Here is a 23547-nt window from a genome sequence, read left to right as displayed (position 1 = left end):
GCACGATTCGGGTCGATCCGGGGTCGACACCCCGCTTGCCGGGTTCAGGCTAGCCCGTGCCGCTGCGTGCCGCTCCGGCAGAGCCCCCGTCCGGCTGCCTGCGGCGCCGTGACCCGGCCCGGGTACGCTGCGGTCTGCCGACCCCACCGGCACCCGGCCCCGACCGGGCCCGTTCCCCCCCACCGACCGAGAGGCGCCCAGGTGACCGTCCTCCGTCCGTCCTCGCGCATCCGCCGGGCCGTCCTGCCGTTGGCGCTGTGCGCCGGTCTCATGACGTCGCTGACCGCCTGCGCCTCCGACCCGGACGAGGGGACCAACGGCGTCGGGAAGCTCGACGCCATGGCCATCGAGAAGAAGGCCCAGTCGGCCGCGGACGCCGCCAAGGCGGTGCGCCTGTCCGGCACGCTCGTCAGCAAGGGCGGCACGTACAAGCTGAACATGCGCCTCAAGCAGGACGGCGCGTCCGGCTCGGTGACCATCAAGAACAGCACCTTCGAGCTGCTGCGCGTCGGCGACGAGCTCTTCCTCAAGGCCGACGCGGCGTTCTGGGAGCACGAGGACCCCACCTCGGGCGAGCCCTCGGACGCCCCGTCGTCGGGTTCCGGCTCGGGTTCCGGCTCCTCCTCGGAATCCGGCGGGGACTCCGACTCCGGCTCCGAGGCCGCCGACAAGCTCGACGACAAGTACGTGAAGGTGCCGCAGGACGACCCCTCGTACAAGCAACTGCGCGGCTTCACCGACATGGACCTGCTGCTCGACGGGCTCATCGGACTGCACGGCGACGTCGCCAAGGGCGACTACGACAGGATCGGCGGGGTCCGCACGATCAACGTCAGGGGCGGCGAGGACGGCGAGGGCGGCTCCCTCGACGTCTCCCTGGAGGGCACCCCCTTCCCGGTGCGCTTCGCCCGCGGCGGCGGGGCGGGCGTGGTCGTCCTGTCCGAGTGGGACAGGGACTTCCCGCTCGCCGAGCCCGCGAAGGGCCAGACCGTGGACTACGGCAAGCAGCTGCCGCGCGGCTGAGGCCGGGGGAGACGGCGGCCCGCGGCACCGCGGGCGCGACCAGGCCCTGTCGTCGAACTCCCGCCCGCCCCGGACCTAACGCGCGCGGCGCTTCCTCTTCAGGAGCAGCTTCGGCAGGCCGGCGGGCACGGGTCGGCGGGTGATGCCCGGGGACGGGAGCGGGACGGCGGCCAGCGAGCCGTCCGGGAGGTCGGTCGTCGAGGTGCGCGGGTCGAGGCGGACCACGCGGCACTCGCGGGCCCAGCGGTCCGGCATCGCCTCGCCGTCGGGGGCGTTCAGCCGCTTGCCCTTCAGCTCGGCGACGGCGGCGTCCCACTCCTCGGAACCGGCCGGCAGCTCGCGCACCGCGGCCGTCCAGGCCACGATCCGGCCGCCCTTGTCCTTGCTGCGTACGGTGACCTCGGCGGTGCCGCCGTCCACCAGTCCCGGCAGCGGCTGCTCACCGGGTCCGTCGCCGACGACATGGGCGGCGCCGTCGTGCCAGACGTGCCAGAGCGCCCGCGCGGCCGGGGCGTCGCCCCGGACCCAGATGAGGCCGGACTTCTTCGTGGCCTCCTCGACGAGGGCGGGCCCGAGCTGCGCGTCTGTCATGCCCGCAGCTTAGCCATCGCGGGGGACCCCGACCCCGGTGGCCGGGACCGCTACAGCCAGCCGTTGCGCTTGAGGGTGCGGTGGATGGCGAAGCAGATGACGGCGATGCCGCCGAGCACCATCGGGTAGCCGTACCTCCAGTGCAGTTCCGGCATGTGGTCGAAGTTCATGCCGTAGACGCCGCAGACCGCCGTGGGGACGGCGACGATGGCCGCCCACGAGGTGATCTTGCGCATGTCCTCGTTCTGGGCGACGGTCGCCTGCGCCAGATTGGCCTGGAGGATCGAGTTGAGCAGCTCGTCGAAGCCGATGACCTGCTCCTGGACGCGGGCCAGGTGGTCGGCGACGTCCCGGAAGTACTTCTGGATGTCGGGGTCGACCAGCCGCATGGGGCGCTCGCTGAGCAGCTGCATCGGGCGCAGCAGCGGCGTGACGGCCCGCTTGAACTCCAGTACCTCGCGCTTGAGCTGGTAGATCCGGCCGGTGTCCGCGCCGCGGGTGGAACCCTTGGCGGGCGGAGAGAAGACGTCGATCTCGATCTGGTCGATGTCGAGTTCGACGGAGTCGGCGACGGCGATGTAGCCGTCGACGACGTGGTCGGCGATGGCGTGCAGCACGGCCGAGGGGCCCTTGGCGAGCAGTTCGGGCTCGTCCTGGAGCCGGTGCCGGAGGTTGCGCAGGGAGCCCTGGCCGCCGTGCCGGACGGTGATGACGAAGTCGGGGCCGGTGAAGACCATCACCTCGCCGGTCTCCACGACCTCGCTGGTCGCGGTGAGTTCGGCGTGCTCCACGTAGTGGATCGTCTTGAAGACGGTGAACAGGGTGTCGTCGTAGCGCTCCAGCTTCGGCCGCTGGTGGGCGTGGACGGCGTCCTCGACGGCGAGCGGGTGCAGCCCGAACTCCGCGGCGATACCGGCGAATTCGGCCTCCGTCGGCTCGTGCAGGCCGATCCACGCGAAGCCGCCGCTCTCCCGCACCTGGCGCATCGCGCCGCGCGGGGTGAGGCACGCCCGGTCGTCGACCCGGCGGCCGTCGCGGTAGACGGCGCAGTCGACGACGGCGGTGGCGGCCGTGGGGTCGCGCGTGGCGTCGTAGTTGGCGTACGAGGAGACGGTCGTGGTCTTGCGCAGGGAGTGCCGCAGGGACGGACGTACGGCGGCGCGCAGGTCACGGATCATCGACATGGGCGTGCTCCTTCACGGAGAGGCCGTCGGCGACCGTGGAACAGCCCGGAATGAGGACGTGGAGCCACGTCGTCCACAAAGCGGGCGGCACCGGAGGATCGCGGTGACGGCGTTCGCTACAGACAGGCAAAGAGGGATGCTCTTCCGTCGTGCGAGATGCCGGGGAGAAAGGGACCGGATGCGGTCCCCGGATCACCGGGAGGAGAGACGCACCGGGCCGGGTGCGCTGCGGCGGAAGAGCCTGCTGGTACTGCCCGATCGACTTCGGTCCATCGCAGTCCCACCTCCTCCGGCCGGTCCCCCGTGAGGGATGACGTGTGACGAGCAGTCGGGAGTCCCGACCAGTGGCCAAGACTATCAGCCGACAGAGGGTCAATCCCTTATTTTGCCCGTTCCATACGCGCTTTATGCTCGCGGCATGGGAGAAATTCTTGCTCTGGTCGAGGCCCGGCTGCGCACGGCCCTCGGTGAGCCGGACGCACGCGCGGCGATCACCTTCCTCGGCACCGATCGCATCGAGGTCCTGCGCTTCGTCGACGCCGACGCCGGCCTCGTGCGCTACGCGACCCTCGGCATGTCCGCGCAGCCGATGGCCGATCCGACCGCCGCGCTCGCCGATCCGGTGAAGGGTCCCCGCGCGGAACTGGTGCTCTCCGTGCGCGCCGGGCTCGCCGAGACCGACAAGGTGCTCCGACCGCTCGCGGTGCTCGCCGCCACCCCGCAGGTGGAGGGGGTGGTCGTGGCCCCGGGCGCCTCGCTCGACGTGGGCGAGCCGCTGTGGCCGGGTGCCCCGTTCAGCTCGGTGCTGGTCGCCGAATCCGGGGGGCTGGTGGAGGACCTGGAGCTCGACGAGCCCATGGATCCCGTGCGTTTCCTGCCGCTGCTGCCGATGACCTCGAACGAGGCGGCGTGGAAGCGGGTGCACGGGGCGCAGGCCCTGGAGGAGCGCTGGCTGGCGAACGGGACGGACCTCCGCGACCCGCTGCGCAGGTCGGTCACGCTGGACTGAACGGGTTCGGGATCCGATCGCGTACCGGCGGAGCGTGACCAGCTCCGGCCGGACGGGTGATCATCGGTGATCGTCCTTGACGCGAGGCCCCAGGGGTAGGACCGTTGAGCCCTATGAGGGGCGAACCCAGTTGCCCGAAGTGCGGTGGCCGGGTCAGGGCGCCCGGTCTCTTTGCCGACTCCTGGCAGTGCGACGTGCACGGCTCGGTGCACCCGCTCCAGCCCGTGATCCCGCCCAGCGTCGAGGCCCTCGGTGTCGTGGTGCACCGTGCCCACGTGCCGGTGTGGATGCCGTGGCCCCTTCCCGTCGGATGGCTGTTCACCGGGGTCGCGTACGCCGGTGACGACCGCAGCGGCGGTCGCGCGACCGCCGTGGCCTGTTCGGGACCCGGTCCGCTCGGCGGGATCGGGGAGCTGCTGCTCGTCGCCGAGGAGCTCGGCGTCGGGCTCGGCGCCCGGTACGCGGGCATCGACGGTCCGGATCCCGGTGCCGGCATGGCGATCGACAAGCCGGCGCAGGTCAAGGTGCTCGCCGCCGGCCGGCCGACCCCGCTCTGGCACGTCACCGGGGCCCCGCAGGACCGCGCGGTCTTCGCCGGCGAGGCGTGCGGGCTCTGGCTGTGGGCGATCGTCTGGCCCGAGCAGTCGGGCCTGCTGATGTACGACGAGCTGGTCCTGACCGACCTGCGGGACGCGGGCGCGGAGGTCGAGCTGCTGCCGTGCGGTGCGCTGACCCCGAGGCTGCTGACCTGAGGCCGCGACGGCGGTCGCGGCGCGCCGCGGAGGCGGGCGTCGCAGCGGCGCCGGCCGGTGGCGTACGCGCGGTCCGGGCGCCGGCCGCGGACGTCTGCGCGGCGACGGCGCCGGGGGTGCGCCGTGTGCCGGCGAGCGCGGCGGCCGGCGGCGCGGCGGCGCGGGCCACGGTGGTCCGGGCGCCGGGGCCGCCGGTGCGACCGGTGGCATACGGGCGCGGGGCCCGTCGGGGCACGCGGAGCCGCGCCCAGGGGTAAGGGGCGAGGACGTCACCGGATCCGTACGGATGTGCGCTCTTCGCCCGTTATGCTGGAGCGTCCCCACCGTCCGCCCCGAACCCTGGAGTCCCGCGTCGTGCGCATCGACCTGCACACCCACTCCACGGCCTCGGACGGCACGGACACCCCGGCCGAGCTGGTCCGCAACGCAGCCGCCGCCGGGCTCGACGTGGTCGCGCTGACCGACCACGACACCACCCGCGGGTACGCGGAGGCGATCGCCGCCCTGCCCGAGGGACTCACCCTCGTCACCGGGGCCGAGCTGTCCTGCCGTCTCGACGGCGTGAGCCTCCACATGCTGGCGTACCTCTTCGATCCCGAGGAGCCCGCCCTCTCCGCCGAGCGCGAGCTGGTCCGGGACGACCGGGTGCCGCGGGCGCGCGCCATGGTCGGCAAGCTCCGGGAGCTCGGCGTCCCCGTCACCTGGGAGCAGGTCGCCCGGATCGCCGGCGACGGCTCCGTGGGCCGCCCGCACGTCGCCGAGGCCCTCGTCGAGCTGGGTGTCGTGCCGGACGTCTCCGGCGCCTTCACCTCCGACTGGCTCGCCGACGGGGGCCGGGCGTACGTCGAGAAGCACGAGCTGGACCCGTTCGGGGCCGTCCGGCTGGTCAAGGCCGCCGGCGGGGTCACCGTCTTCGCGCACCCGCTGGCCGTCAAGCGCGGCGAGTGCGTGCCCGAGTCGGCGATCGCCCGGCTCGCCGAGGCCGGTCTCGACGGCATCGAGGTGGACCACATGGACCACGACGAGCCGACCCGGGCCCGGCTGCGCGGCCTCGCGAAGGAACTGGGGCTGCTGGCCACGGGCTCCAGCGACTACCACGGCAGCCGCAAGACCTGCGCCCTCGGGGACTTCACCACCGACCCCGAGATCTTCGGCGAGATCACCCGCCGGGCCACCGGTGCCTTCCCGGTGCCGGGCGCCGGCGGACGCCGCTAGCCGTCCGACACCACCACGTTCCGCCCTGCCCGGGCGCCGCGCGGCCTGACGCCGTGCGCTCCGGCGTGGTGCGTCCGCCCTCCCTGTCCGCGGGGTCCGCCCTGCCCCTCCGCCGGAACCCCCTGTTCCGGATGCTCTTGTACACCCCTTTCCCGCAAGGCCCTTCACCGTGTTCGACGTCGCCGTCTTCGGCTCGCTGTTCCTGACTCTCTTCGTGATCATGGATCCCCCCGGGATCACGCCGATCTTCCTCGCCCTCACCTCCGGCCGCGCCGCCAAGGTCCAGCGCCGCATGGCCTGGCAGGCCGCCGCCGTCGCCCTCGGTGTCATCACCGTCTTCGGCATCCTGGGCCAGCAGATCCTCGACTACCTGCACGTCTCCGTCCCCGCGCTGATGATCGCGGGCGGTCTGCTGCTGCTGCTCATCGCGCTCGACCTGCTCACCGGCAAGACCGACGAGCCCAAGCAGACCAAGGACGTCAACGTCGCGCTCGTCCCGCTGGGCATGCCGCTGCTGGCCGGCCCCGGCGCCATCGTGTCGGTCATCCTCGCCGTGCAGCACGCGGACGGCGTCGCCTCGCAGGTCTCCGTGTGGACCGCCATCGTCGCCATGCACGTGGTCCTCTGGCTGACCATGCGCTACTCCCTGGTGATCATCCGGGTCATCAAGGACGGCGGCGTCGTCCTGGTGACGCGGCTCGCGGGCATGATGCTCTCCGCGATCGCCGTGCAGCAGATCATCAACGGCGTCACCCAGGTCATCCAGGCCTCCTGAGGCCCCCGCACACCACTGCGCCCCCGTACGGATTCCGCGTCTGCGGAGTCCGTGCGGGGGCGCGGTGCGTGAAAGGTGTGCCCGTTACGAGGCCGTGGCCTCGGCGGGACGGATCCAGATGCGCTGGCCGACAGCGGCGGCCTGCTGCACGATCCCGTTGACGGAGGCGGCGTCCACGACGGTCCGGTCGACGGGCGTACCGTCGATGTCGTCAAGTCGCAGGATTTCGAAGCGCATGGGCTTCTCCCTTCGTCTGAGTTGATCCTCCTGGTGGAGAACTGCGTTACGTAGGGGTTCAACGGCATGCATCCTGCAAACATTCCCTACGCTAAGGAAATTTTTCGGATGACTAACTACTCACAGGTCGGGAGGGAGGAGCCGATCGGAATCGAGGCCCGCCTGGAGCGCACCAACGAACTCCTCCAGCGGATGCTGGCCGAGGTGGCGAAGACCCCCTCCACGCATGCCATCTTCGTCGACGCGGGTTACGTCTATGCTTCCGCCGGGTTGCTGGTCGCGGGCACCGAGGACCGGCGCAACTTCGACCTGGACGCCGAGGGCCTCATCGAGGCCTTCATCGACACGGCGCGCACGATCTTCGCCGACAGCCGCCTGCTGCGCGTCTACTGGTACGACGGCGCCCGGCGCCGCATCCACACCCCCGAACAGCAGGCCGTCGCCGCCCTGCCCGACGTCAAGGTCCGCCTCGGCAACCTCAACGCCAACAACCAGCAGAAGGGCGTCGACTCCCTCATCCGCTCCGACCTGGAGTCCCTCGCCAGGCACCGCGCCATCAGCGACGCCGCGCTCGTCGGCGGCGACGAGGACCTCGTCTCCGCCGTCGAGGCCGCCCAGGGCTACGGCGCCCGGGTCCACCTCTGGGGCATCGAGGCGGCCGAGGGCGGCAACCAGGCCGAACCGCTGCTCTGGGAGGTCGACAGCCAGCGCGTCTTCGACCTCGACTTCTGCCGCCCCTACGTGACCCGCAAGCCCGTCACGCTGTACGAGAACGAGAGCGAGCCCCCGCCCTCACGCGACGAGGTCCGCTTCATCGGCGCGCAGATCGCCGCGACCTGGCTCGCCGAGCGCGGCCGGGACCAGCTCGGCGAGCTGCTCCCCGGCCACCCGTATCTGCCGGGCCCCGTCGACCAGGACCTCCTCGTCGAGGCGGAACGCCTGCTCAGCCGTTCCATGCGCGGCCACGCCGCGCTGCGCCGTTCCCTCAGGGACGGCTTCTGGCAGCACCTGCGGGCGCAGTACTGACCTCGGCGGCCCGGTCCCAGAACGCGGTCAGCCGGGCCGCCAGCTCCTGCGGATGCGAGACGTTGGGGGAGTGGCCCGCTCCCGCCACCACCGTGTGCTGCGCGCCCGTCCGGGCGGCCGCGGCGGCCAGATCGGGGACCGGCCACACCGTCTCCTCGTCGCCGTACGCGATGTGCAGCGGGAGCGGCAGCGCGCCCAGCGCCGCCGTGCCGTCCGGGTCGCCGAGCAGCAGGCGGCCCGCACCCGACAGCTGGGCGATCCGGGTCCGCATCCAGCGCCGGCGCAGGAACCGCACGATCTCCGGGGGGTCCCCGGGGCCCGGTTCCTCGCCCCGGCTGTCCAGCCATCGGGTCGCCTGCCACACCCGCTCCTTCGGCAGCAGCGCGAGCGCGCCGCGCAGCGCCCGGACCCGGACGCGCTGCGAACGGGCGACCCTGGTCGGGCCCGAGGACAGCAGGGTGAGCGAGGCGAAGGCCTCGGGCGCGAGCTGCGCCGCCGCACGGGCCACCAGCCCGCCGAAGGAGTGCCCGAGCAGGTGCACCGGGCCGTCGCCGAGCACCGCCGCCTGCGCCACCGCGTCGAGCGCCAGCGCCTTGCGGCGGTAGGCGGCCCGGCCGCGCGGTCCGGGCGTCTCGTGCTGGCCGCGTCCGTCGACGGCGACCACGCGGTAGCCGGCCTCGGCGAGGGGGGCGAGCAGCGCGAGGAAGTCCTCCTTGCTGCCCGTGTAGCCGGGCAGCAGCAGCGCGGTCCCGTGCGGGGGGCCGACGGGGGCGGTGTCGAGGACGGCGAAGTCGCCGCGCGCGGTGCCGAGACGGTAGGCACGGGTGCGCGGCGGCAGCGCCAGGGACCGGGGCTTGCTCATACAGGGACTGTAACCGGCACCGTCGGGGCCGGCTTCCGGCCGGTCGGCGCAGGTCCGGACGGTGCGCGGCCCGGTTCCGTACGCGCCGCGGCCCGGCCCCTCGGGGAGGGACCGGGCCGCGGCGGGTGCTGCTCGGGAGGGCCTACGCCTCCGGCTCGGCGGCCGCCTTCTTGGCGACGCGCTTGCGCGGTGCGGCCTTCTTGGGCGCCTCCGCCGGGTCGACCGCCTCGGCGGCCTTCTTCACCGTGCGCCGACGGGCCGGCGTCTTCGGCTCCGAGGCGTCCGGCGCCTCGGCCGCGACGGCCTTCTTGGCGACCCGCTTGCGCGGGGCCTTCGGCGCGGCCTCGACCACCTCGGCGACGACGTCGGTGACGGCCTCGGCGACCTTCTTGGCGACCCGCTTGCGCGGTGCGGCCTTCTTCGGCGCCTCCGCGGTCCCGGCCTCGGCGACCGGCGCCTCGGCCGCGACGGCCTTCTTCGCGACGCGCTTGCGCGGGGCCTTCGGAGCCTCCGCCACCTCGGCGACGGCCTCGGCGGCGACCGGCTCGGCGGCCTTCCTGACGGCCCGCTTGCGCGGGGCCGCCTTCTTCGGCGCCTCGGCCTCGACCGGCGCCACGGCGACCGGAGCGGCCTCGACCGGGGCGGCCTCGACCGGGGCGGTCTCGACGATCACCACGGCCTCGGGGGCCGGGGTGGACGTCACCGGGCTCGACGCCCTACGGGTCGCGCGGCGACGGGCCGGCTTCGGCTCCTCGACCGGTGCGGCCGGTGCGACCGGAGCCTCCGGCTCCTTCGGGGCCTGGACCGTCGTCGCGGTCGAGCTCGTCGCCGGGCGGGTGGCGCGGCGACGCCCTCGCGGCCCGGACGCGACCGGCTCGGCGGCCTGCGCCGGGACGGCGGCGGTGACGACCTGGGTGGCGGCCTTCGGCTGCACGGCGGCGGCCTTCGGCTGCGCGGCGGGGATCGGCTCGGCCGTGCTCTGCGCCGGCACCGTGGCGGTGGCGGCGAGCGCGGCGGCGGCCGTCTCGACCGTCTGGAACGTCACGCTGTCCTCGGCGGCCGGGCGCCGCACCCGACGCCGGCGCGGTGCCGGCGTCTCGACGGCGGTCGCGGCGCGGCCGGCCGGGGCGGCGGGGCGGGCGGCCGGGGCGGCCGTCGTCTCGCCGGTCTCCGGGCGGGCACCACCACGGGCACGACGCCGGCGCGGCCTGGGCTCGGCCGGAGCGGACTCGGTGACGGGCGCCGGGGTCTCGGCGACGGGCGCCGCCGGTGCCTCGGCGGCCGGAGCCTCCGTTCCGACGGCCTCGGCCGTGCGGCCGTTGCCGGACCGGCCACGGGTGCGGCGCGGGCGGTCCTCGACGGTGGGGGTCTCCGTGACGGCGGTCTCGGCGACGACCGGCTCGGGGGCCGGGGCCTCGGCGACGACGGTGTCCGTGCCGGCGGCCTCGGCCGCGCGGGCGCCCCGGGACCGGGCGCGGCGGGTGCGCGGCTCGGCGGCGGGGGTCTCCGCGGCCGGGCTCTCCACGGCAGGGGCCTCGGCGGCCGGAGCCTCTGCCGGCTCCGCGACGGCGGTGGCGGCGCCGGCGACCGGGATCCCGGCCGACGGGGCGTTGCCGCGGGTGCGGCGGCGACGGGGACGACGCGCGGTCGCCTCGGCGGAGTCCGCGTCGGCGGCCGGGGCCTCGGCGACGGTCTGCTCCGGGGCGTCCGTGCCACCGCGGGTGCGGCGGCGCTGGCGCGGGGTCCGGGTGCGCTCCGGGCGCTCCTCGGTCTTCTCCGGACGACCGCCGCGGGCACGGCGGCCACCGGGCTCGCCCAGGTCCTCGAGCACCTCGGCGTCGAGGCCGGCGCGGGTGCGCTCGGCGCGCGGCAGGATGCCCTTGGTGCCCTCGGGGATGTCGAGCTCGGCGTAGAGGTGCGGCGAGCTGGAGTACGTCTCGACCGGGTCGTTGAAGTCCAGCTCCAGCGCCTTGTTGATCAGCTGCCAGCGCGGGATGTCGTCCCAGTCGACCAGCGTGATCGCCGTACCGCTCGCGCCCGCGCGGCCGGTGCGGCCGATGCGGTGCAGGTAGGTCTTCTCGTCCTCGGGGGACTGGTAGTTGATGACGTGCGTGACGCCCTCGACGTCGATGCCGCGCGCGGCGACGTCGGTGCAGACGAGCACGTCGACCTTGCCGTTGCGGAAGGCGCGCAGCGCCTGCTCGCGGGCGCCCTGGCCGAGGTCGCCGTGGACCGCGCCGGAGGCGAAGCCGCGCCGCTCCAGCTGCTCGGCGATGTCGGCCGCCGTGCGCTTCGTCCGGCAGAAGATCATCGCGAGCCCGCGGCCGTTGGCCTGCAGGATGCGGGAGACCATCTCGGGCTTGTCCATCGAGTGCGCGCGGTAGACGTGCTGCTTGATGTTGGCGACGGTGACGCCCTCGCCGTCGGGCGAGGTGGCGCGGATGTGCGTCGGCTGCGACATGTAGCGGCGGGCCAGGCCGATGACCGCGCCGGGCATGGTCGCCGAGAACAGCATGCTCTGGCGCTTGGCCGGGAGCATGTTCATGATCTTCTCGACGTCCGGCAGGAAGCCGAGGTCGAGCATCTCGTCCGCCTCGTCCAGGACGAGGGCCTTGACGTGGGAGAGGTCGAGCTTGCGCTGGCCGGCCAGGTCGAGCAGACGGCCCGGGGTGCCGACGATGATGTCGACGCCCTTCTTCAGGGCCTCGACCTGCGGCTCGTACGCGCGGCCGCCGTAGATCGCGAGGACGCGGACGTTGCGCACCTTGCCCGCGGTCAGCAGGTCGTTGGTGACCTGCTGGCACAGCTCGCGGGTGGGGACGACGACGAGCGCCTGCGGGGCCTCGGTCAGCTGCTCGGGCTTCGCCCGGCCGGCCTCGACGTCCGCGGGCACGGTGACGCGCTCCAGCAGCGGGAGGCCGAAGCCGAGGGTCTTGCCCGTACCGGTCTTGGCCTGGCCGATGATGTCGGTGCCGGTGAGGGCGACCGGGAGGGTCATCTCCTGGATGGGGAAGGGGGAAACGATGCCGACGGCTTCGAGGGCCTCGGCCGTCTCGGGAAGAATCCCGAGGTCGCGGAACGTAGTCAGGGTGCTGCCTCTTCTGTGAGACGCGGCGCGAGGCGAACGAAGGGGGTCTCACCGTGCCGGGAACCTCCGGCAGGATCGGAAAGATCTCCACCGGGTGGCGCGGGACCACTGCCGCCGCTCGAGCGTCGTGCCGCTGAGGGACCCCTCGGCGGGCCGCCGGAAGGGCTGTCGGGCCGGAGCCGATCGGGCCACCGACCGGGCATCCTCATTCATGCGTCGGCCTACCGTGTACGTCCGAACGTGCGAAAGCATGTCCGCATACTCAGCAGGCGCATTACCACTGTACCCCGGAATCGCGCATGTGTGTCGGAAGAATTCCCGAGGAGGTCACGGTCACAGTCACTGACCAGGGCCTGGGGCCGTCGGCGGAGCGGGCTATTGTGCGCTTCATGGAGACGCCTGACAACGCCACACACACCGGTATCGCCGCCCAGGACTGGGCGACGGCCTCCGCCGTGCCGCAGTACCGCGCCGCCGTGATCGACCTGCTCGGCGCGCTCGCGTACGGCGAGCTCGCGGCCTTCGAGCGGCTCGCCGAGGACGCCAAGCTGGCGCCGAGCCTCGCGGACAAGGCGGAGCTGGCGAAGATGGCCTCCGCCGAGTTCCACCACTTCGAGCAGCTGCGCGACCGGCTCGCGACCGTCGAGGCCGAGCCGACCTCCGCGATGGAGCCCTTCGCCAAGGCGCTGGACGACTTCCACCGCCAGACCGCGCCGTCCGACTGGCTGGAGGGCCTGGTCAAGGCGTACGTCGGCGACTCGATCGCGAGCGACTTCTACCGGGAGGTCGCGGCCCGTCTCGACTCCGACACCCGCGCGCTGGTGCTCTCGGTCCTCGACGACACGGGCCACGGCAACTTCGCCGTCGAGAAGGTCCGCGCCGCGATCGACGCCGACCCCCGCGTCGGCGGCCGCCTCGCGCTGTGGGCGCGCCGGCTGATGGGCGAGGCCCTGTCGCAGGCGCAGCGCGTGGTCGCCGAGCGCGACGCGCTGTCGACGATGCTGGTCGGCGGCGTCGACGGGATGGCCGCGGGCTTCGACCTCGCCGAGGTCGGCCGGATGTTCTCGCGGATCACCGAGGCCCACACCAAGCGGATGGCGGCCCTCGGCCTCGCGGCCTGACGGCCCGGAGGCCCCTGGGGTCTGTCTCCCGGCCCCGACCCTGGGTCCTGTCGTCAAAGTCCTGTCGTTGCCCGGAGGGCAGGCGGGAGTTCGGCGACGGGGCCTAGGCCGCGGCTGATCGGCGCAGCCGTCGCGAGGCCGGCCGCAGCAGCAGCGAGAGCAGCACGGCCGCGACCGCGACGGCACCGACCAGAGTGGCGAGGAAGTGACCGGGACCGAGGGCTCCGTGGGTCACCAGGGCGCCGAAGACTCCGCCGAGCGAACCCGTGACGAGGACGACGCCCCGTGCCGGGAGGCGGTCGGAGAACCGGTGCAGGGCGGCCCAGGCCAGGGCGAAGCCGAGCAGAGCGGAACCGAGGGCTTCCAGAAACACGGCAAATCACCTCGCGTCGGTGCGGGGCGGGCAGGTCGGTCACACCCGTCCTACCCGGTCACTCGTGAGGACAATCCTTCCCGTACCCCCTGACGTGCGCCGATGACGGCCGGGTGGCGGAGCCGTGGCCGTACCGCGGCCGGACATGCGAAAGGCCCGGTGGACCTGTGTCCACCGGGCCTTCCGTCTTCGATCCGCCGATCAGAGTGCGCCGAAGCCCACTCGGCGCACCGCCGGCTCACCGAGCTCGACGTATGCGATCTTGTCGGCCGGCACCAGGACCTTGCGGCCCTTCTCGTCCGTCAGGCTGAGCAGCTGCGCCTTGCCGGCCAGCGCGTCGGCCACCGCGCGCTCGACCTCCTCGGCGGACTGCCCGCTCTCCAGCACGATCTCCCGGGGTGCGTGCTGCACGCCGATCTTGACCTCCACGGCTATGTCCCTCCGAACGGTCAGCCTTGCGCGTGGGTCCCGCGCCGTACCTGGCACACATTAGCCCGGTAAGGGGACGGACACGGCGCGGGCGCGGAACGCCAGGAGCGAACAGAGCCGGTGGGGGCCTCAGTGCCCCTCGGCGCTGAGCTGCCCGTCCGCGCCGTGCAGCGGGAAGCCGGCGATGCCGCGCCAGGCCAGCGAGGTCAGCAGGGCCACCGCCTTGTCGCGGGGGACCGGTGACTCGCTGGAGAGCCAGTAGCGGGCGACGACCTGGGACACGCCGCCGAGGGCCACGGCCAGGAGCATCGATTCGTCCTTGGAGAGGCCGGTGTCCTCGGAGATCACCTCCGAGATGGCCTCCGCGCACTGCAGCGAGACCCGGTCGACGCGCTCGCGCACGGCCGGCTCGTTGGTGAGGTCGGACTCGAAGACCAGCCGGAAGGCGCCGCCCTCGTCCTCCACATACGCGAAGTAGGCGTCCATCGTCGCGGCGACCCGGAGCTTGTTGTCGGTGGTGGAGGCGAGTGCCGTGCGCACCGACTGGAGCAGGGCCTCGCAGTGCTGGTCCAGCAGCGCGAGGTAGAGCTCGAGCTTGCCGGGGAAGTGCTGGTAGAGCACCGGCTTGCTGACCCCGGCCCGCTCGGCGATGTCGTCCATGGCGGCCGAGTGGTACCCCTGGGCGACGAACACCTCCTGGGCGGCGCCGAGAAGCTGGTTGCGTCGGGCACGGCGCGGCAGGCGCGTGCCCCGCGGGCGTGCTGCCTCTGTCTGCTCGATGGCGCTCACGCCGCCTCCCAAAATCGATCCATGCGCGCATATGCGTCGCGCCGCCATCGTACTTTTGGGTAACCCGGCTGTGCGCGGTGCGAACGCAGAATTTCACGGACCGGACGCCCGGGGCGAGAGGCACCGGGCAAGAAGATGGTCATGGAATCGAACAGAACGGCAGGGGTCCGCGACGCTACCCGGCGGTAGCCGAAGGGGCGCGCCCGACGGCCGGAGGCACACCGGCGGCGCCGGGGCAGACCGGGGAAGCCGTGGCCGACGGGCGCGCGCGGAAGCCCGGAGCCACGGGTGCGGCGACCGCCGGACGTCAGCGGTAGTCGTCCTCGTCCAGCGTGACCACGCGCGCCTGCTCGACGGCGTCCGCGTCGTCCGCCGACTCGTGGGCGATCTGGTTCAGCGGCTCGTCCTCGTCCTGCTGCAGCGCGGCGTGCTGCTCGGCCGCGTCGGCCTCCGGGGTCTCCTCGTCGAGCACGACGTCCTCTTTCCCGGCGAATGTGTCCGGCTCGGTCGGGTCGGTAGTCATGCGGTTCCTTCCGGTCGCGATGACTCTCATGTCCGAGCCTAGGAGGTACCCCGGCGTGCCGCACCCGATCCTGTGACGCCGCACACACACGCCCGGGCGTGATCGTCTCGTAATATCGCCTCCATGTCCTCGACCGAGCTGCCGGAAACCCGGACCGCCGCACCACCCGCGACCCGGTCGCGCACCGTGCGGATCGCCGACGGCGAGGAGCTGCGCTCCGTCGCGCTGCCCGGCCTCACGCTCACCGTGCGCGCCCGGCCCGGCGCCCGGCCCGGACTCGCGCCCGCGCTGTACGTGCACGGGCTCGGCGGCTCGTCCCAGAACTGGTCGGCCCTGATGCCGCTGCTCGCGGACCTGGTCGACGGCGAGGCGGTCGACCTGCCCGGCTTCGGCGACTCGCCGCCGCCGGACGACGGCAACTACTCGGTCACGGGCCACGCCCGGGCGGTCATCCGGCTGCTCGACGCGGGCGGCCGGGGCCCCGTGCACCTCCTCGGCAACTCGCTGGGCGGCGCGGTCGCCACCCGGGTCGCCGCCGTGCGCCCCGACCTGGTCCGCACCCTCACCCTGATCTCGCCGGCCCTGCCCGAACTGCGCGCCCAGCGTTCCGCCTGGCCGACCGCGCTGCTCGCACTGCCCGGCGTCGCCTCCCTGTTCGCGCGGCTCAGCCGGGACTGGACCCCCGAGCAGCGGGTCCGCGGCGTGCTCTCCCTCTGTTACGGCGACCCCGGCCGCGTCACCGACGAAGGCCTCCGGCACGCCGTCGAGGAGATGGAGCGGCGCCTGGAGCTCCCCTACTTCTGGGACGCGATGGCCCGCTCCTCGCGCGGCATCGTCGACGCGTACACGCTGGGCGGCCAGCACGGGCTGTGGCGTCAGGCCGAGCGGGTGCTCGCACCGACGCTCCTGGTCTACGGTGGCCGCGACCAGCTGGTCGGGTACCGGATGGCGCGCAGGGCGGCCGCGGCGTTCCGCGGTTCACGCCTCCTGACGCTCCCCGAGGCCGGGCACGTCGCGATGATGGAGTATCCGGAGACCGTCGCCGCGGCGGTACGCGAGCTGATCACCGATGCCGCGCACCAGGCGGCGGCCGAGGGCGGGAGCTGAGCCGGACCGTGGGACGACATAGTCGCAAGGGCCCCGTCGCCCCGGTGGCGGACACCGGGCAGCGGGAGGCCACAGGGCCGGGCCCGGGGACGGGGCGACGCAGGCGCGGCCAGGGGCAGGAGCCCCCGGCGCCCCCGCAGCAGCCGGCCCCCTACGACACGCAGGGACACGACACGCCGACGCACGGGGTCCCCGGGTACGGCGCGCGGGGGCAGGCCGCCCCCGGTCACGGCACCGCCCCGGACCAGCGCCCGCAGGGCCGGACCGCCCCGGGACGCGGCAGCGCCCCGGGCTACGGCCCGCGGGGCCAGGCGGCCCCGGCGCAGGGCCCGCGCAGCCAGGCCCGCCCCCCGTACGACACGCCCGCGAACGGCGTCCCCGGCTACGGCCCGCAGGGCCGGCCGGCTCCCGGGCAGGGCGGCCCGCGCCGCCCGGCGGCCCCCCTCCGCGACACGCCCGCCCGTGGCGTTCCGGCCGCGCCCGCCTTCGACACGCCGATGCACGGCACGCCCCGCTACCAGGGGCCCCACGACAGCGCCACCCGCGGCGGACATCCCGTGCAGGACGAGGCCGTGCCCGCCGCACCCTTCATCCCCGGGCCGCGCCGCGCCGACCGGCCGGTGCCCGCGCCTGCCGACCCCGGCGCGCGCTCCGGGGAGACGGCGCACGAGCCCGCCGCGGACGAGCCGGACGCCTCGTCACCGGAGCGGCAGCCGGCCCGGCTCGGGCGGACCCTCACCGGCATCGCCGCGGCCGCGATCACCACCGTGCTCGCCGTCGTCGTCGCCGGCCAGGTCGCCGGGCAGGAGAACGACGGAGGGCGCAGCACCAGCGCGGCGGACGAGTCCGCGGACCGCGTCGGCGCCGCGAGCCCGGCCTCCCGCTCGGACGAGCGGGCGGCTCCCGTGCGGCCGGCCCCGGCCGCGCTGCCGACGTACGAGCAGCTGATGGCCCGCCAGTTCCCCATCGACCCGAAGTCGAAGGCGTCGGGGGAGTTCCAGGCCGTGCCCGGGTTCGACAGGGCGCCGGGGAAGGGCCGCAAGATCCGCTACCGGGTCGATGTGGAGAAGGGCCTCGGGCTCGACGGCGTGCTGTTCGCCCAGGCGGTGCAGAAGACGCTCAACGACCCGCGCAGCTGGGCGGGGAGGGGCGAGATGACCTTCGAGCGGATCTCCAGCGGCGAGCCCGAGTTCGTGATCACCCTGGCGAGTCCGGGGACCACGGGCGACTGGTGCCGGAAGTCCGGCCTGGACACGACGGTCGACAACGTGTCCTGCGACTCCGCCTCCACCGAGCGCGTGATGATCAACGCCTTCCGGTGGGCGCAGGGCTCGGTGACCTTCGGCCCGAAGGCGATGTACGCCTATCGCCAGATGCTCATCAACCACGAGGTCGGGCACCGGCTCGGCCACGGCCACGTGAGCTGCCGGACGCCCGGCGCGCTCGCCCCCGTGATGCAGCAGCAGACGAAGTCCCTGGACATCGACGACATCAAGTGCCGCCCCAACCCCTGGGTGCACCCGGGGAGTTGACGTCCCGTCCGGTCGGCGCGCCCTTGCTGCGCGCCGCACCGCGTCCGGTCCGTGAGACGGGCGTCTCGAAAACGCGGGCAGGCGCGTTGACATCGTCCGGGTGGTCGTCCATATTTCTCGGCATGTCGCACCGTCCCGTCGCCTCCGATCGCGCCGCCCTTGAGCTGGCGCTCTTCGGCGTGACCGGACACGCGGTCGCCGACGTTCTCTGTCGCTGACGCCTGCCCGAGCGCACGCGTCGGCCTTCTCGCCGCCGCCCTCTCTCCGCGCGCCCGGGTCGTCCCGCAGGCGCGCGTTCCTGTTCCCTCCCGGACCCTTTCGGTGCCCGTCGCGCCGTGCCTGCGGAAGTCGCCTTCCTTTTCCCGCAGTTCACCCCGAGAGGTACCTTCCCATGCGTCCATCGTCCGTCATCTCGCGCCGCGTGGCAGCGGCCGCCGTCAGTCTCGTCCTGGCCTCGGGCGCCGCCGCCTGCGCCGGACCGCAGGACGCCTCCGGCGGCGGGGCCGCCGGCCAGGGCGCCGACGGCGCGCCCCGGAAGGGCGGCACCCTCACCGTCCTCAACAACGAGGCCCAGAGCGACTTCGACCCGGCGCGCCTCTACACCTCCGGCGGCGGCAACGTCCCCTCCCTCGTCTTCCGCACGCTCACCACCCGCAACCGCGAGGCGGGCGCCGCCGGCACCGAGGTCGTCCCCGACCTCGCCACCGACACCGGCCGCCCCAACAAGGACGCGACCGAGTGGACGTACACCCTCAAGGAGGGCCTGAAGTTCGAGGACGGCACGCCCATCACCAGTGCCGACGTCAAGTACGGCATCGAGCGCTCCTTCGCCGCCGAACTCTCCGGCGGCGCCCCCTACCTGCGCGACTGGCTCGTCGGCGGCGACACCTACCAGGGCCCCTACAAGGACCCCAAGGGCCTCGCCTCGATCGTCACCCCCGACGCCCGGACCCTCGTCTTCAAGCTGAGGAAGCCCGAGGGCGAGTTCCCCTTCGTCGCCACCCAGACCCAGTTCGCCCCCGTGCCCAAGGCCAGGGACACCGGCGCGAAGTACGAGGAGCACCCGGTCTCGTCCGGCCCGTACAAGGTCGTCAGGAACGAGAACGACGGCGAGCACCTCGTCCTGGAGCGCAACGCCCACTGGGACCCGAAGACCGACGAGGAGCGCAAGGCCTACCCCGACCGGATCGACGTCCGCTCGGGCCTCGACGAGGCCGTCATCAACCAGCGCCTCGCCACCTCCGCGGGCGCCGACGCCGCCGCCGTCACCACCGACACCAACCTCGGCCCGGCCGAACTCGCCCAGGTCGGCTCCGACCGGGAGCTCGCCGCCCGCGTCGGCACCGGCCACTTCGGCTTCACCAACTACATCGCCTTCAACCCGAAGGTGAAGCCCTTCGACAACGCCAAGGTGCGCCAGGCGATCTCCTACGCGGTCAACCGCACCAGCGTCGTCAACGCCGCCGGCGGCTCCGCGCTCGCCGAGCCCGCCACCACCTTCCTGCCCGAGCAGCAGGCCTTCGGCTTCACCGCCTACGACCACTTCCCGGCCGGGAAGACCGGCAACCCGGAGAAGGCGAAGCAGCTCCTCAAGGAGGCCGGCTACCCGAACGGCCTGACCGTCACCCTGCTGCACTCCACCGCCCAGAACCGCACCACCAGCCCCGAGATAGCCACCGCCGTCCAGGAGGCGCTCGCCAAGGCCGGCATCACCGTCAAGCTCGACGGCCAGGAGCCCAACTCCTTCAACGAGAAGCGCTGGAGCGTCAAGGACGCCCCCGGCTTCTTCCTCTCCCGCTGGGGCGCCGACTGGCCGGCCGGCGGCCCCTTCCTCGCGCCGATCTTCGACGGCCGGCAGATCGTCGCCAACGGCTCCAACTACAACCACGCCCAGCTGAACGACCCCGCGGTCAACAAGGAGATCGACGAGATCAACAAGCTGACCGACCTCAAGGCCGCCGCCGCCCGCTGGGGCGCCCTCGACCGGAAGATCGGCGCGCAGGCCCTCGACGTGCCGCTCTTCCACCCCGTCTACAAGCGGCTCGTCGGCAAGAACGTCAAGAACGTCGTCATCAGCGACTGGACCGGTGTCCTCGACGTCTCGCAGGTCGCGGTCAAGTGAGCCTGCCGACCGACGTCCCGGCGCCGGTGGCGGGCACCCCCGCCCCCGGCGCCGCCCGGCAGGTGTGGCGGCGGCTGCGCACCCGCCCGTCCGCGCTCACCGCCGCCTCCGTCCTCGTCCTCCTCGTGCTGCTCGCCCTCGCCGCGCCGCTGCTGGCGGCCCTCGCCGGGCAGGACCCGCACACCTACCACGACGACCTGGTCGACTCCGCCCGCGGCGGCGTCCCGTACGGCTCCTTCGGCGGCATCAGCCCCGAGCACTGGCTCGGCGTCGAACCCGGCACCGGACGCGACCTGTTCGTCCGGCTCCTGTACGGCGCCCGGATCTCGCTGCTCGTCGCCGTCGGCGCCACCGCCGTCCAGGTCCTCACCGGACTGCTCGTCGGCCTCGCCGCCGGTCTCGGCAACCGCTGGGCCGACGCCGTCCTCGGCCGGGTCACCGACGTGTTCCTCGCCCTGCCGTTCCTCGTCCTCGCCATCGCGCTCACCGCCGTCGTGCCCCGCGACTTCCCGCGCCCCCTGCTGCTGATCCTCGTCATCGGGCTGCTCGGCTGGGCCGGGACCTCGCGGATCGTGCGCGCCCAGACCCTCACCCTCAAGAGCCTCGACTTCGTCGCCGCCTCCCGGCTCGCCGGCTCCGGCGCGCGGCGCACCGCCCGGCGCGAGCTGCTGCCCTCGCTCGCCGCGCCCGTCATCACGTACGCGGCGATCCTCGTCCCCACCAACATCGTGGTCGAGGCCTCGCTCTCCTTCCTCGGCGTCGGCGTCACCCCGCCCACCCCGTCCTGGGGCCAGATGCTGTCCACCGCACAGACCTGGTTCCGCGCCGACCCGGCGTTCGTGCTGCTCCCGGCCGGACTGCTCTTCGTGACCGTGCTCGCCTTCACCGTCCTCGGCGACGCCGTCCGCACCGCCCTCGACCCGCGCGAGGCCGGCCGGCTGACCGTCGGCACCCGCAAGGCCCGACCCAAGGAACGTCCCGCATGACCCGCTACGTCCTGAAGCGGCTCGCGAGCGCCGTCCTCGTCCTCCTCGCGCTCTCCGTCCTCGTCTACGGGCTGTTCTACCTGGCACCGGGCGACCCGGCCCGGCTCGCCTGCGGCGAACGCTGCAACCCGCAGCAGGTGGCCCAGGTGCGCGAGCGACTCGGCCTGAACGAGGGCGTGGCCGTCCAGTACCTGCGCTTCCTGCAGGGGGTCGCGGCCGGCCGCGACTACTCCGCCGGCACCGGCCTCCTGCACTGCGACGCACCCTGCCTCGGCCTGTCGTACCGGACCGACCAGCAGGTCACCCAGGTCATCCTGGAGCGGCTGCCCGCCACCGCCTCGCTCGCCCTCGGCGCCATGGTGATCTGGCTCGTCGTCGGCATCGGCACCGGACTCCTCTCCGCGCTGCGCCGCGGCGGACCGACCGAGCGGGCGCTGACCGTGCTCACCCTCGCCGGCACCGGCACCCCCGTCTTCATCCTGGGCCTGCTCCTCCTGATGACGGTCTGCGCCTACCTCCGGTGGCTGCCCTTCCCGACCTACGTGCCGCTCGGCGAGGACCCCGAGCAGTGGGCCTGGAACATGCTGCTGCCCTGGCTCACCCTCGGCTTCTTCGAGTCCGCCAAATACGCCCGGCTGACCCGGAGTTCCACCCTGGAGACGCTGGCCGAGGACCACATCCGCACCTTCCGCGCGTACGGCGTGGGGGAGCGCTCCGTGGTCACCCGGCACGCCCTGCGCGGCGCCGTGCCGCCGGTCATCGCGCTCAGCGCGATCGACCTCGGAACCATGTTCGGCGGGGCCGTGCTGACCGAGTCCCTCTTCGGCATCCCCGGCCTCGGCAAGACCCTGATCGACGGCGTCCGGCACGTCGACCTGCCGATCGTCGTGGGCGTCGTGCTCCTGACGGGCGTCGCCGTGGTCCTGGCCAACGTCGTCGCCGACCTCCTCTACGCCCTCGCCGACCGAAGGGTGGCACTCACATGACCGCGCTCGTCACCGTGGAAGGGCTGACCGTCGCCTACGAGGACGGCGTGCGCGCCGTCGACGACCTGTCCTTCACCCTGGACGCCGGCCGGGCGCTCGCCCTCGTCGGCGAGTCCGGCAGCGGCAAGTCCACCGTCGCCGGCGCCCTCCTCGGCCTCCACCACGGCACCGGCGCCCGGGTCGGCGGGCGCGTCGCCGTCGACGGCATCGACGTCGCCACCGCGAGCCCCGCCGCCCTGCGGACGCTGCGCGGCTCCGTGGCCGCCATGGTCTTCCAGGACCCGCTGTCCGCCCTCGACCCGTACTACGCGATCGGCGACCAGATCGCCGAGGTGTACCGGGTCCACCGGCGCGGCACCCGGAAGGCCGCCCGGGCCCGCGCCGTCGAGGTCCTCGACCGGGTCGGCATCCCCGACGCCGTCCGCCGCTCCCGCTCCCGCCCGCACGAGTTCAGCGGCGGCATGCGCCAGCGCGCCCTCATCGCCATGGCCCTCGCCTGCGAACCGCGGCTGCTCGTCGCCGACGAGCCGACCACCGCCCTCGACGTCACCGTCCAGGCCCAGATCCTGGATCTGCTGCACGAGCTGCGCCGGGAGACCGGCATGGGGCTGCTGCTCGTCACCCACGACGTGGGCGTGGCGGCCGAGAGCGTCGACGACGTGCTCGTCATGCGGGGCGGACGCGAGGTCGAACGCGGCCCCGTCGGCCGGGTGCTGGGCGCGCCCCGGCAGCCGTACACCCGCGAACTGCTCGCCGCCGTGCCCCGGTTGGACGGCCCGCTGCGGAACCCCCGGCCCGCTCGGGGTGAGCCGCTCCTCGAAGCGAGCGGGCTGCGCCGGGAGTTCGGGCGCGGCGCGGCCCGCGTCACCGCCGTCGACGGCGTGTCGCTCACCGTGCGCGCCGGGGAGACCCTCGGCGTGGTCGGCGAGTCCGGCAGCGGCAAGACCACCCTCGGCCGGATGCTGGTCCGGCTCCTCGACCCGACCGACGGCACGCTGCGCTACCGGGGCACGGAGATCGGGCGCCTGTCGGACCGGGAACTGCGCCCGTACCGGCGCGAGCTCCAGATGGTGTTCCAGGATCCCGTCTCCTCGCTCAACCCCCGCCGTTCGGTCGGCGAGTCCGTCGCCGACCCGCTGCGCGCGGCGGGAGCCACCGACGACACGCGGATCCGGGCCCGGGTGCGCGGACTCCTCGACCGGGTGGGGCTCGACCCCGACCGCTACGACGCCTATCCGCACGAGTTCAGCGGCGGCCAGCGCCAGCGCGTGGGCATCGCCCGGGCGCTCGCCGCCGAGCCCCGCCTGATCGTCTGCGACGAGCCCGTCTCGGCCCTCGACGTCACCACCCAGGCCCAGGTCACCGCCCTCCTCGCGGACCTCCAGGCCGAACTCGGCCTCGGGCTCGTCTTCATCGCCCACGACCTGTCGGTGGTGCGCCAGGTCAGCGACCGGGTCGCCGTGATGCGGGGCGGCCGGATCGTCGAACAGGGCACCGTCGAGGAGGTGTACGGCGCCCCGCGCGACCCGTACACCCGCAGGCTCCTGGCGGCCGTCCCGTCCCTCGACCCGGTGCTCGCCGCCGAGCGCCGCGAGCACCGGCGCGGCCTCGTCCCGGAGGCCGCCGCCGCCTGACCGAGGGTGACCGAACCGCCTCGTACCGCGACGGAACGCGACCGTGGTGGGAAAGTTACGTGCATTCACCCCTTCCGGTGGTGGGGCGGACAACCGTCCGTCGCACCACCCCCACAGAAGCAGACCTTATTACAGCTGCGGGTCACCCGACCCGCTCGGTGACCGCCGGCCACCGGAGAACGG

Annotated in this window: 23 protein-coding genes; 14 read left to right on the top strand and 9 right to left on the bottom strand. The window is 73.8% G+C overall.

Translation table 11 applies throughout. The annotated features are described in order from the left end of the window. Nucleotides 1–201: 201 nt before the first annotated feature. Nucleotides 202–1023 carry a hypothetical protein gene (locus tag ACGF1Z_RS33760; protein WP_393010161.1) on the top strand — a complete coding sequence of 274 codons (822 nt, stop codon included), beginning with the start codon at nucleotides 202–204 and terminating at the stop codon, nucleotides 1021–1023. Nucleotides 1024–1098: 75 nt separating this feature from the next. Here ACGF1Z_RS33760 and ACGF1Z_RS33755 read toward each other — a convergent pair whose 3' ends face one another. Then, nucleotides 1099–1614, bottom strand: coding sequence for a hypothetical protein (locus ACGF1Z_RS33755; protein WP_393010159.1), 516 nt, complete (start codon nucleotides 1612–1614; stop codon nucleotides 1099–1101). 50 nt (nucleotides 1615–1664) lie between these two features. Further along, the gene (locus ACGF1Z_RS33750) at nucleotides 1665–2798 is read right to left on the bottom strand and encodes a magnesium and cobalt transport protein CorA (RefSeq protein WP_393010157.1); all 1134 of its coding nucleotides are present in this window, start codon (nucleotides 2796–2798) and stop codon (nucleotides 1665–1667) included. Nucleotides 2799–3216: 418 nt separating this feature from the next. Here ACGF1Z_RS33750 and ACGF1Z_RS33745 point away from each other — a divergent pair, with 418 nt between their 5' ends. The 4 genes from ACGF1Z_RS33745 to ACGF1Z_RS33730 all read left to right on the top strand — a co-directional run bounded on the left by ACGF1Z_RS33745 (nucleotide 3217) and on the right by ACGF1Z_RS33730 (nucleotide 6549). Beyond that, a complete protein-coding gene (locus ACGF1Z_RS33745; RefSeq protein WP_393010155.1) occupies nucleotides 3217–3807 on the top strand; it encodes a suppressor of fused domain protein in 591 nt (196 codons plus the stop codon). Nucleotides 3808–3920: 113 nt separating this feature from the next. Beyond that, nucleotides 3921–4559, top strand: a complete 639-nt coding sequence (locus tag ACGF1Z_RS33740; protein WP_393010153.1) for a DUF6758 family protein — start codon at nucleotides 3921–3923, stop codon at nucleotides 4557–4559. 354 nt (nucleotides 4560–4913) lie between these two features. Further along, a complete protein-coding gene (locus ACGF1Z_RS33735; protein WP_393010151.1) occupies nucleotides 4914–5774 on the top strand; it encodes a PHP domain-containing protein in 861 nt (286 codons plus the stop codon). Between the two features lie 169 nt (nucleotides 5775–5943). Further along, the gene (locus tag ACGF1Z_RS33730; RefSeq protein ID WP_376632142.1) at nucleotides 5944–6549 is read left to right on the top strand and encodes a MarC family protein; all 606 of its coding nucleotides are present in this window, start codon (nucleotides 5944–5946) and stop codon (nucleotides 6547–6549) included. An 84-nt stretch (nucleotides 6550–6633) separates the two neighbouring features. Here the strand turns inward: ACGF1Z_RS33730 and ACGF1Z_RS33725 are convergent, their stop codons facing one another. After that, complete coding sequence (locus tag ACGF1Z_RS33725; protein WP_393010149.1) at nucleotides 6634–6786, bottom strand: hypothetical protein; 153 nt, start codon at nucleotides 6784–6786, stop codon at nucleotides 6634–6636. A 108-nt stretch (nucleotides 6787–6894) separates the two neighbouring features. On the opposite strand from ACGF1Z_RS33725, the gene ACGF1Z_RS33720 reads away from it, so the two are divergent. Continuing rightward, on the top strand, nucleotides 6895–7812 hold the full coding sequence (locus ACGF1Z_RS33720; RefSeq protein WP_393010147.1) for an NYN domain-containing protein: 918 nt from the start codon (nucleotides 6895–6897) through the stop codon (nucleotides 7810–7812). Here ACGF1Z_RS33720 and ACGF1Z_RS33715 read toward each other — a convergent pair. After that, entirely contained in the window at nucleotides 7772–8674 is a 903-nt protein-coding gene (locus ACGF1Z_RS33715) for an alpha/beta fold hydrolase (protein WP_393010145.1), read from the bottom strand. The two genes, ACGF1Z_RS33720 and ACGF1Z_RS33715, sit on opposite strands and share 41 nt — an antisense overlap. Nucleotides 8675–8816: 142 nt before the next feature. Further along, nucleotides 8817–11672 carry a DEAD/DEAH box helicase gene (locus ACGF1Z_RS33710; protein WP_393010143.1) on the bottom strand — a complete coding sequence of 952 codons (2856 nt, stop codon included), beginning with the start codon at nucleotides 11670–11672 and terminating at the stop codon, nucleotides 8817–8819. Between the two features lie 479 nt (nucleotides 11673–12151). On the opposite strand from ACGF1Z_RS33710, the gene ACGF1Z_RS33705 reads away from it, so the two are divergent. Beyond that, complete coding sequence (locus ACGF1Z_RS33705; protein ID WP_393010142.1) at nucleotides 12152–12883, top strand: ferritin-like fold-containing protein; 732 nt, start codon at nucleotides 12152–12154, stop codon at nucleotides 12881–12883. Between the two features lie 103 nt (nucleotides 12884–12986). On the opposite strand, the gene ACGF1Z_RS33700 is transcribed toward ACGF1Z_RS33705, so the two are convergent. The 4 genes from ACGF1Z_RS33700 to ACGF1Z_RS33685 form a co-directional block, all read right to left on the bottom strand. Further along, nucleotides 12987–13256 carry a hypothetical protein gene (locus tag ACGF1Z_RS33700; protein ID WP_393010140.1) on the bottom strand — a complete coding sequence of 90 codons (270 nt, stop codon included), beginning with the start codon at nucleotides 13254–13256 and terminating at the stop codon, nucleotides 12987–12989. A 201-nt stretch (nucleotides 13257–13457) separates the two neighbouring features. Beyond that, nucleotides 13458–13685: a DUF3107 domain-containing protein gene (locus ACGF1Z_RS33695; RefSeq protein ID WP_365338563.1), complete on the bottom strand. Its 228-nt coding sequence runs from the start codon at nucleotides 13683–13685 to the stop codon at nucleotides 13458–13460. Nucleotides 13686–13814: 129 nt separating this feature from the next. Continuing rightward, nucleotides 13815–14474 (bottom strand): TetR/AcrR family transcriptional regulator, encoded by a 660-nt coding sequence (locus tag ACGF1Z_RS33690; RefSeq protein WP_393010138.1) that lies wholly within the window; start codon nucleotides 14472–14474, stop codon nucleotides 13815–13817. Between the two features lie 307 nt (nucleotides 14475–14781). Next, the gene (locus ACGF1Z_RS33685; protein ID WP_393010137.1) at nucleotides 14782–14997 is read right to left on the bottom strand and encodes a hypothetical protein; all 216 of its coding nucleotides are present in this window, start codon (nucleotides 14995–14997) and stop codon (nucleotides 14782–14784) included. A 123-nt stretch (nucleotides 14998–15120) separates the two neighbouring features. Between ACGF1Z_RS33685 and ACGF1Z_RS33680 the strand changes: the two genes are divergently transcribed. The 7 genes from ACGF1Z_RS33680 (at nucleotide 15121) to ACGF1Z_RS33650 (ending at nucleotide 23364) form a co-directional block, all read left to right on the top strand. Then, nucleotides 15121–16104: an alpha/beta fold hydrolase gene (locus ACGF1Z_RS33680; RefSeq protein WP_393010135.1), complete on the top strand. Its 984-nt coding sequence runs from the start codon at nucleotides 15121–15123 to the stop codon at nucleotides 16102–16104. An 8-nt stretch (nucleotides 16105–16112) separates the two neighbouring features. Beyond that, nucleotides 16113–17636, top strand: coding sequence for a DUF3152 domain-containing protein (locus ACGF1Z_RS33675; RefSeq protein WP_393010133.1), 1524 nt, complete (start codon nucleotides 16113–16115; stop codon nucleotides 17634–17636). A 122-nt stretch (nucleotides 17637–17758) separates the two neighbouring features. Next, complete coding sequence (locus ACGF1Z_RS33670; RefSeq protein ID WP_393010131.1) at nucleotides 17759–17854, top strand: Ms4533A family Cys-rich leader peptide; 96 nt, start codon at nucleotides 17759–17761, stop codon at nucleotides 17852–17854. A 173-nt stretch (nucleotides 17855–18027) separates the two neighbouring features. After that, nucleotides 18028–19758 carry an ABC transporter substrate-binding protein gene (locus tag ACGF1Z_RS33665; RefSeq protein ID WP_393010129.1) on the top strand — a complete coding sequence of 577 codons (1731 nt, stop codon included), beginning with the start codon at nucleotides 18028–18030 and terminating at the stop codon, nucleotides 19756–19758. Between the two features lie 2 nt (nucleotides 19759–19760). Next, nucleotides 19761–20744 (top strand): ABC transporter permease, encoded by a 984-nt coding sequence (locus tag ACGF1Z_RS33660; protein ID WP_393010262.1) that lies wholly within the window; start codon nucleotides 19761–19763, stop codon nucleotides 20742–20744. Next, nucleotides 20741–21730: an ABC transporter permease gene (locus tag ACGF1Z_RS33655; RefSeq protein WP_393010127.1), complete on the top strand. Its 990-nt coding sequence runs from the start codon at nucleotides 20741–20743 to the stop codon at nucleotides 21728–21730. The genes ACGF1Z_RS33660 and ACGF1Z_RS33655 overlap by 4 nt, the downstream gene beginning before the upstream one ends. Next, a complete protein-coding gene (locus ACGF1Z_RS33650) occupies nucleotides 21727–23364 on the top strand; it encodes an ABC transporter ATP-binding protein (protein WP_393010125.1) in 1638 nt (545 codons plus the stop codon). Before ACGF1Z_RS33655 ends, ACGF1Z_RS33650 begins: the two co-directional genes overlap by 4 nt. Nucleotides 23365–23547 lie beyond the last annotated feature (183 nt).

The organism is Streptomyces sp. NPDC048018 (assembly GCF_043202995.1).
GTDB lineage: Bacteria > Actinomycetota > Actinomycetes > Streptomycetales > Streptomycetaceae > Streptomyces.
Note: the sequence above shows the minus strand (reverse complement) of the source record. Positions and strands in the feature narration are given on the sequence as shown.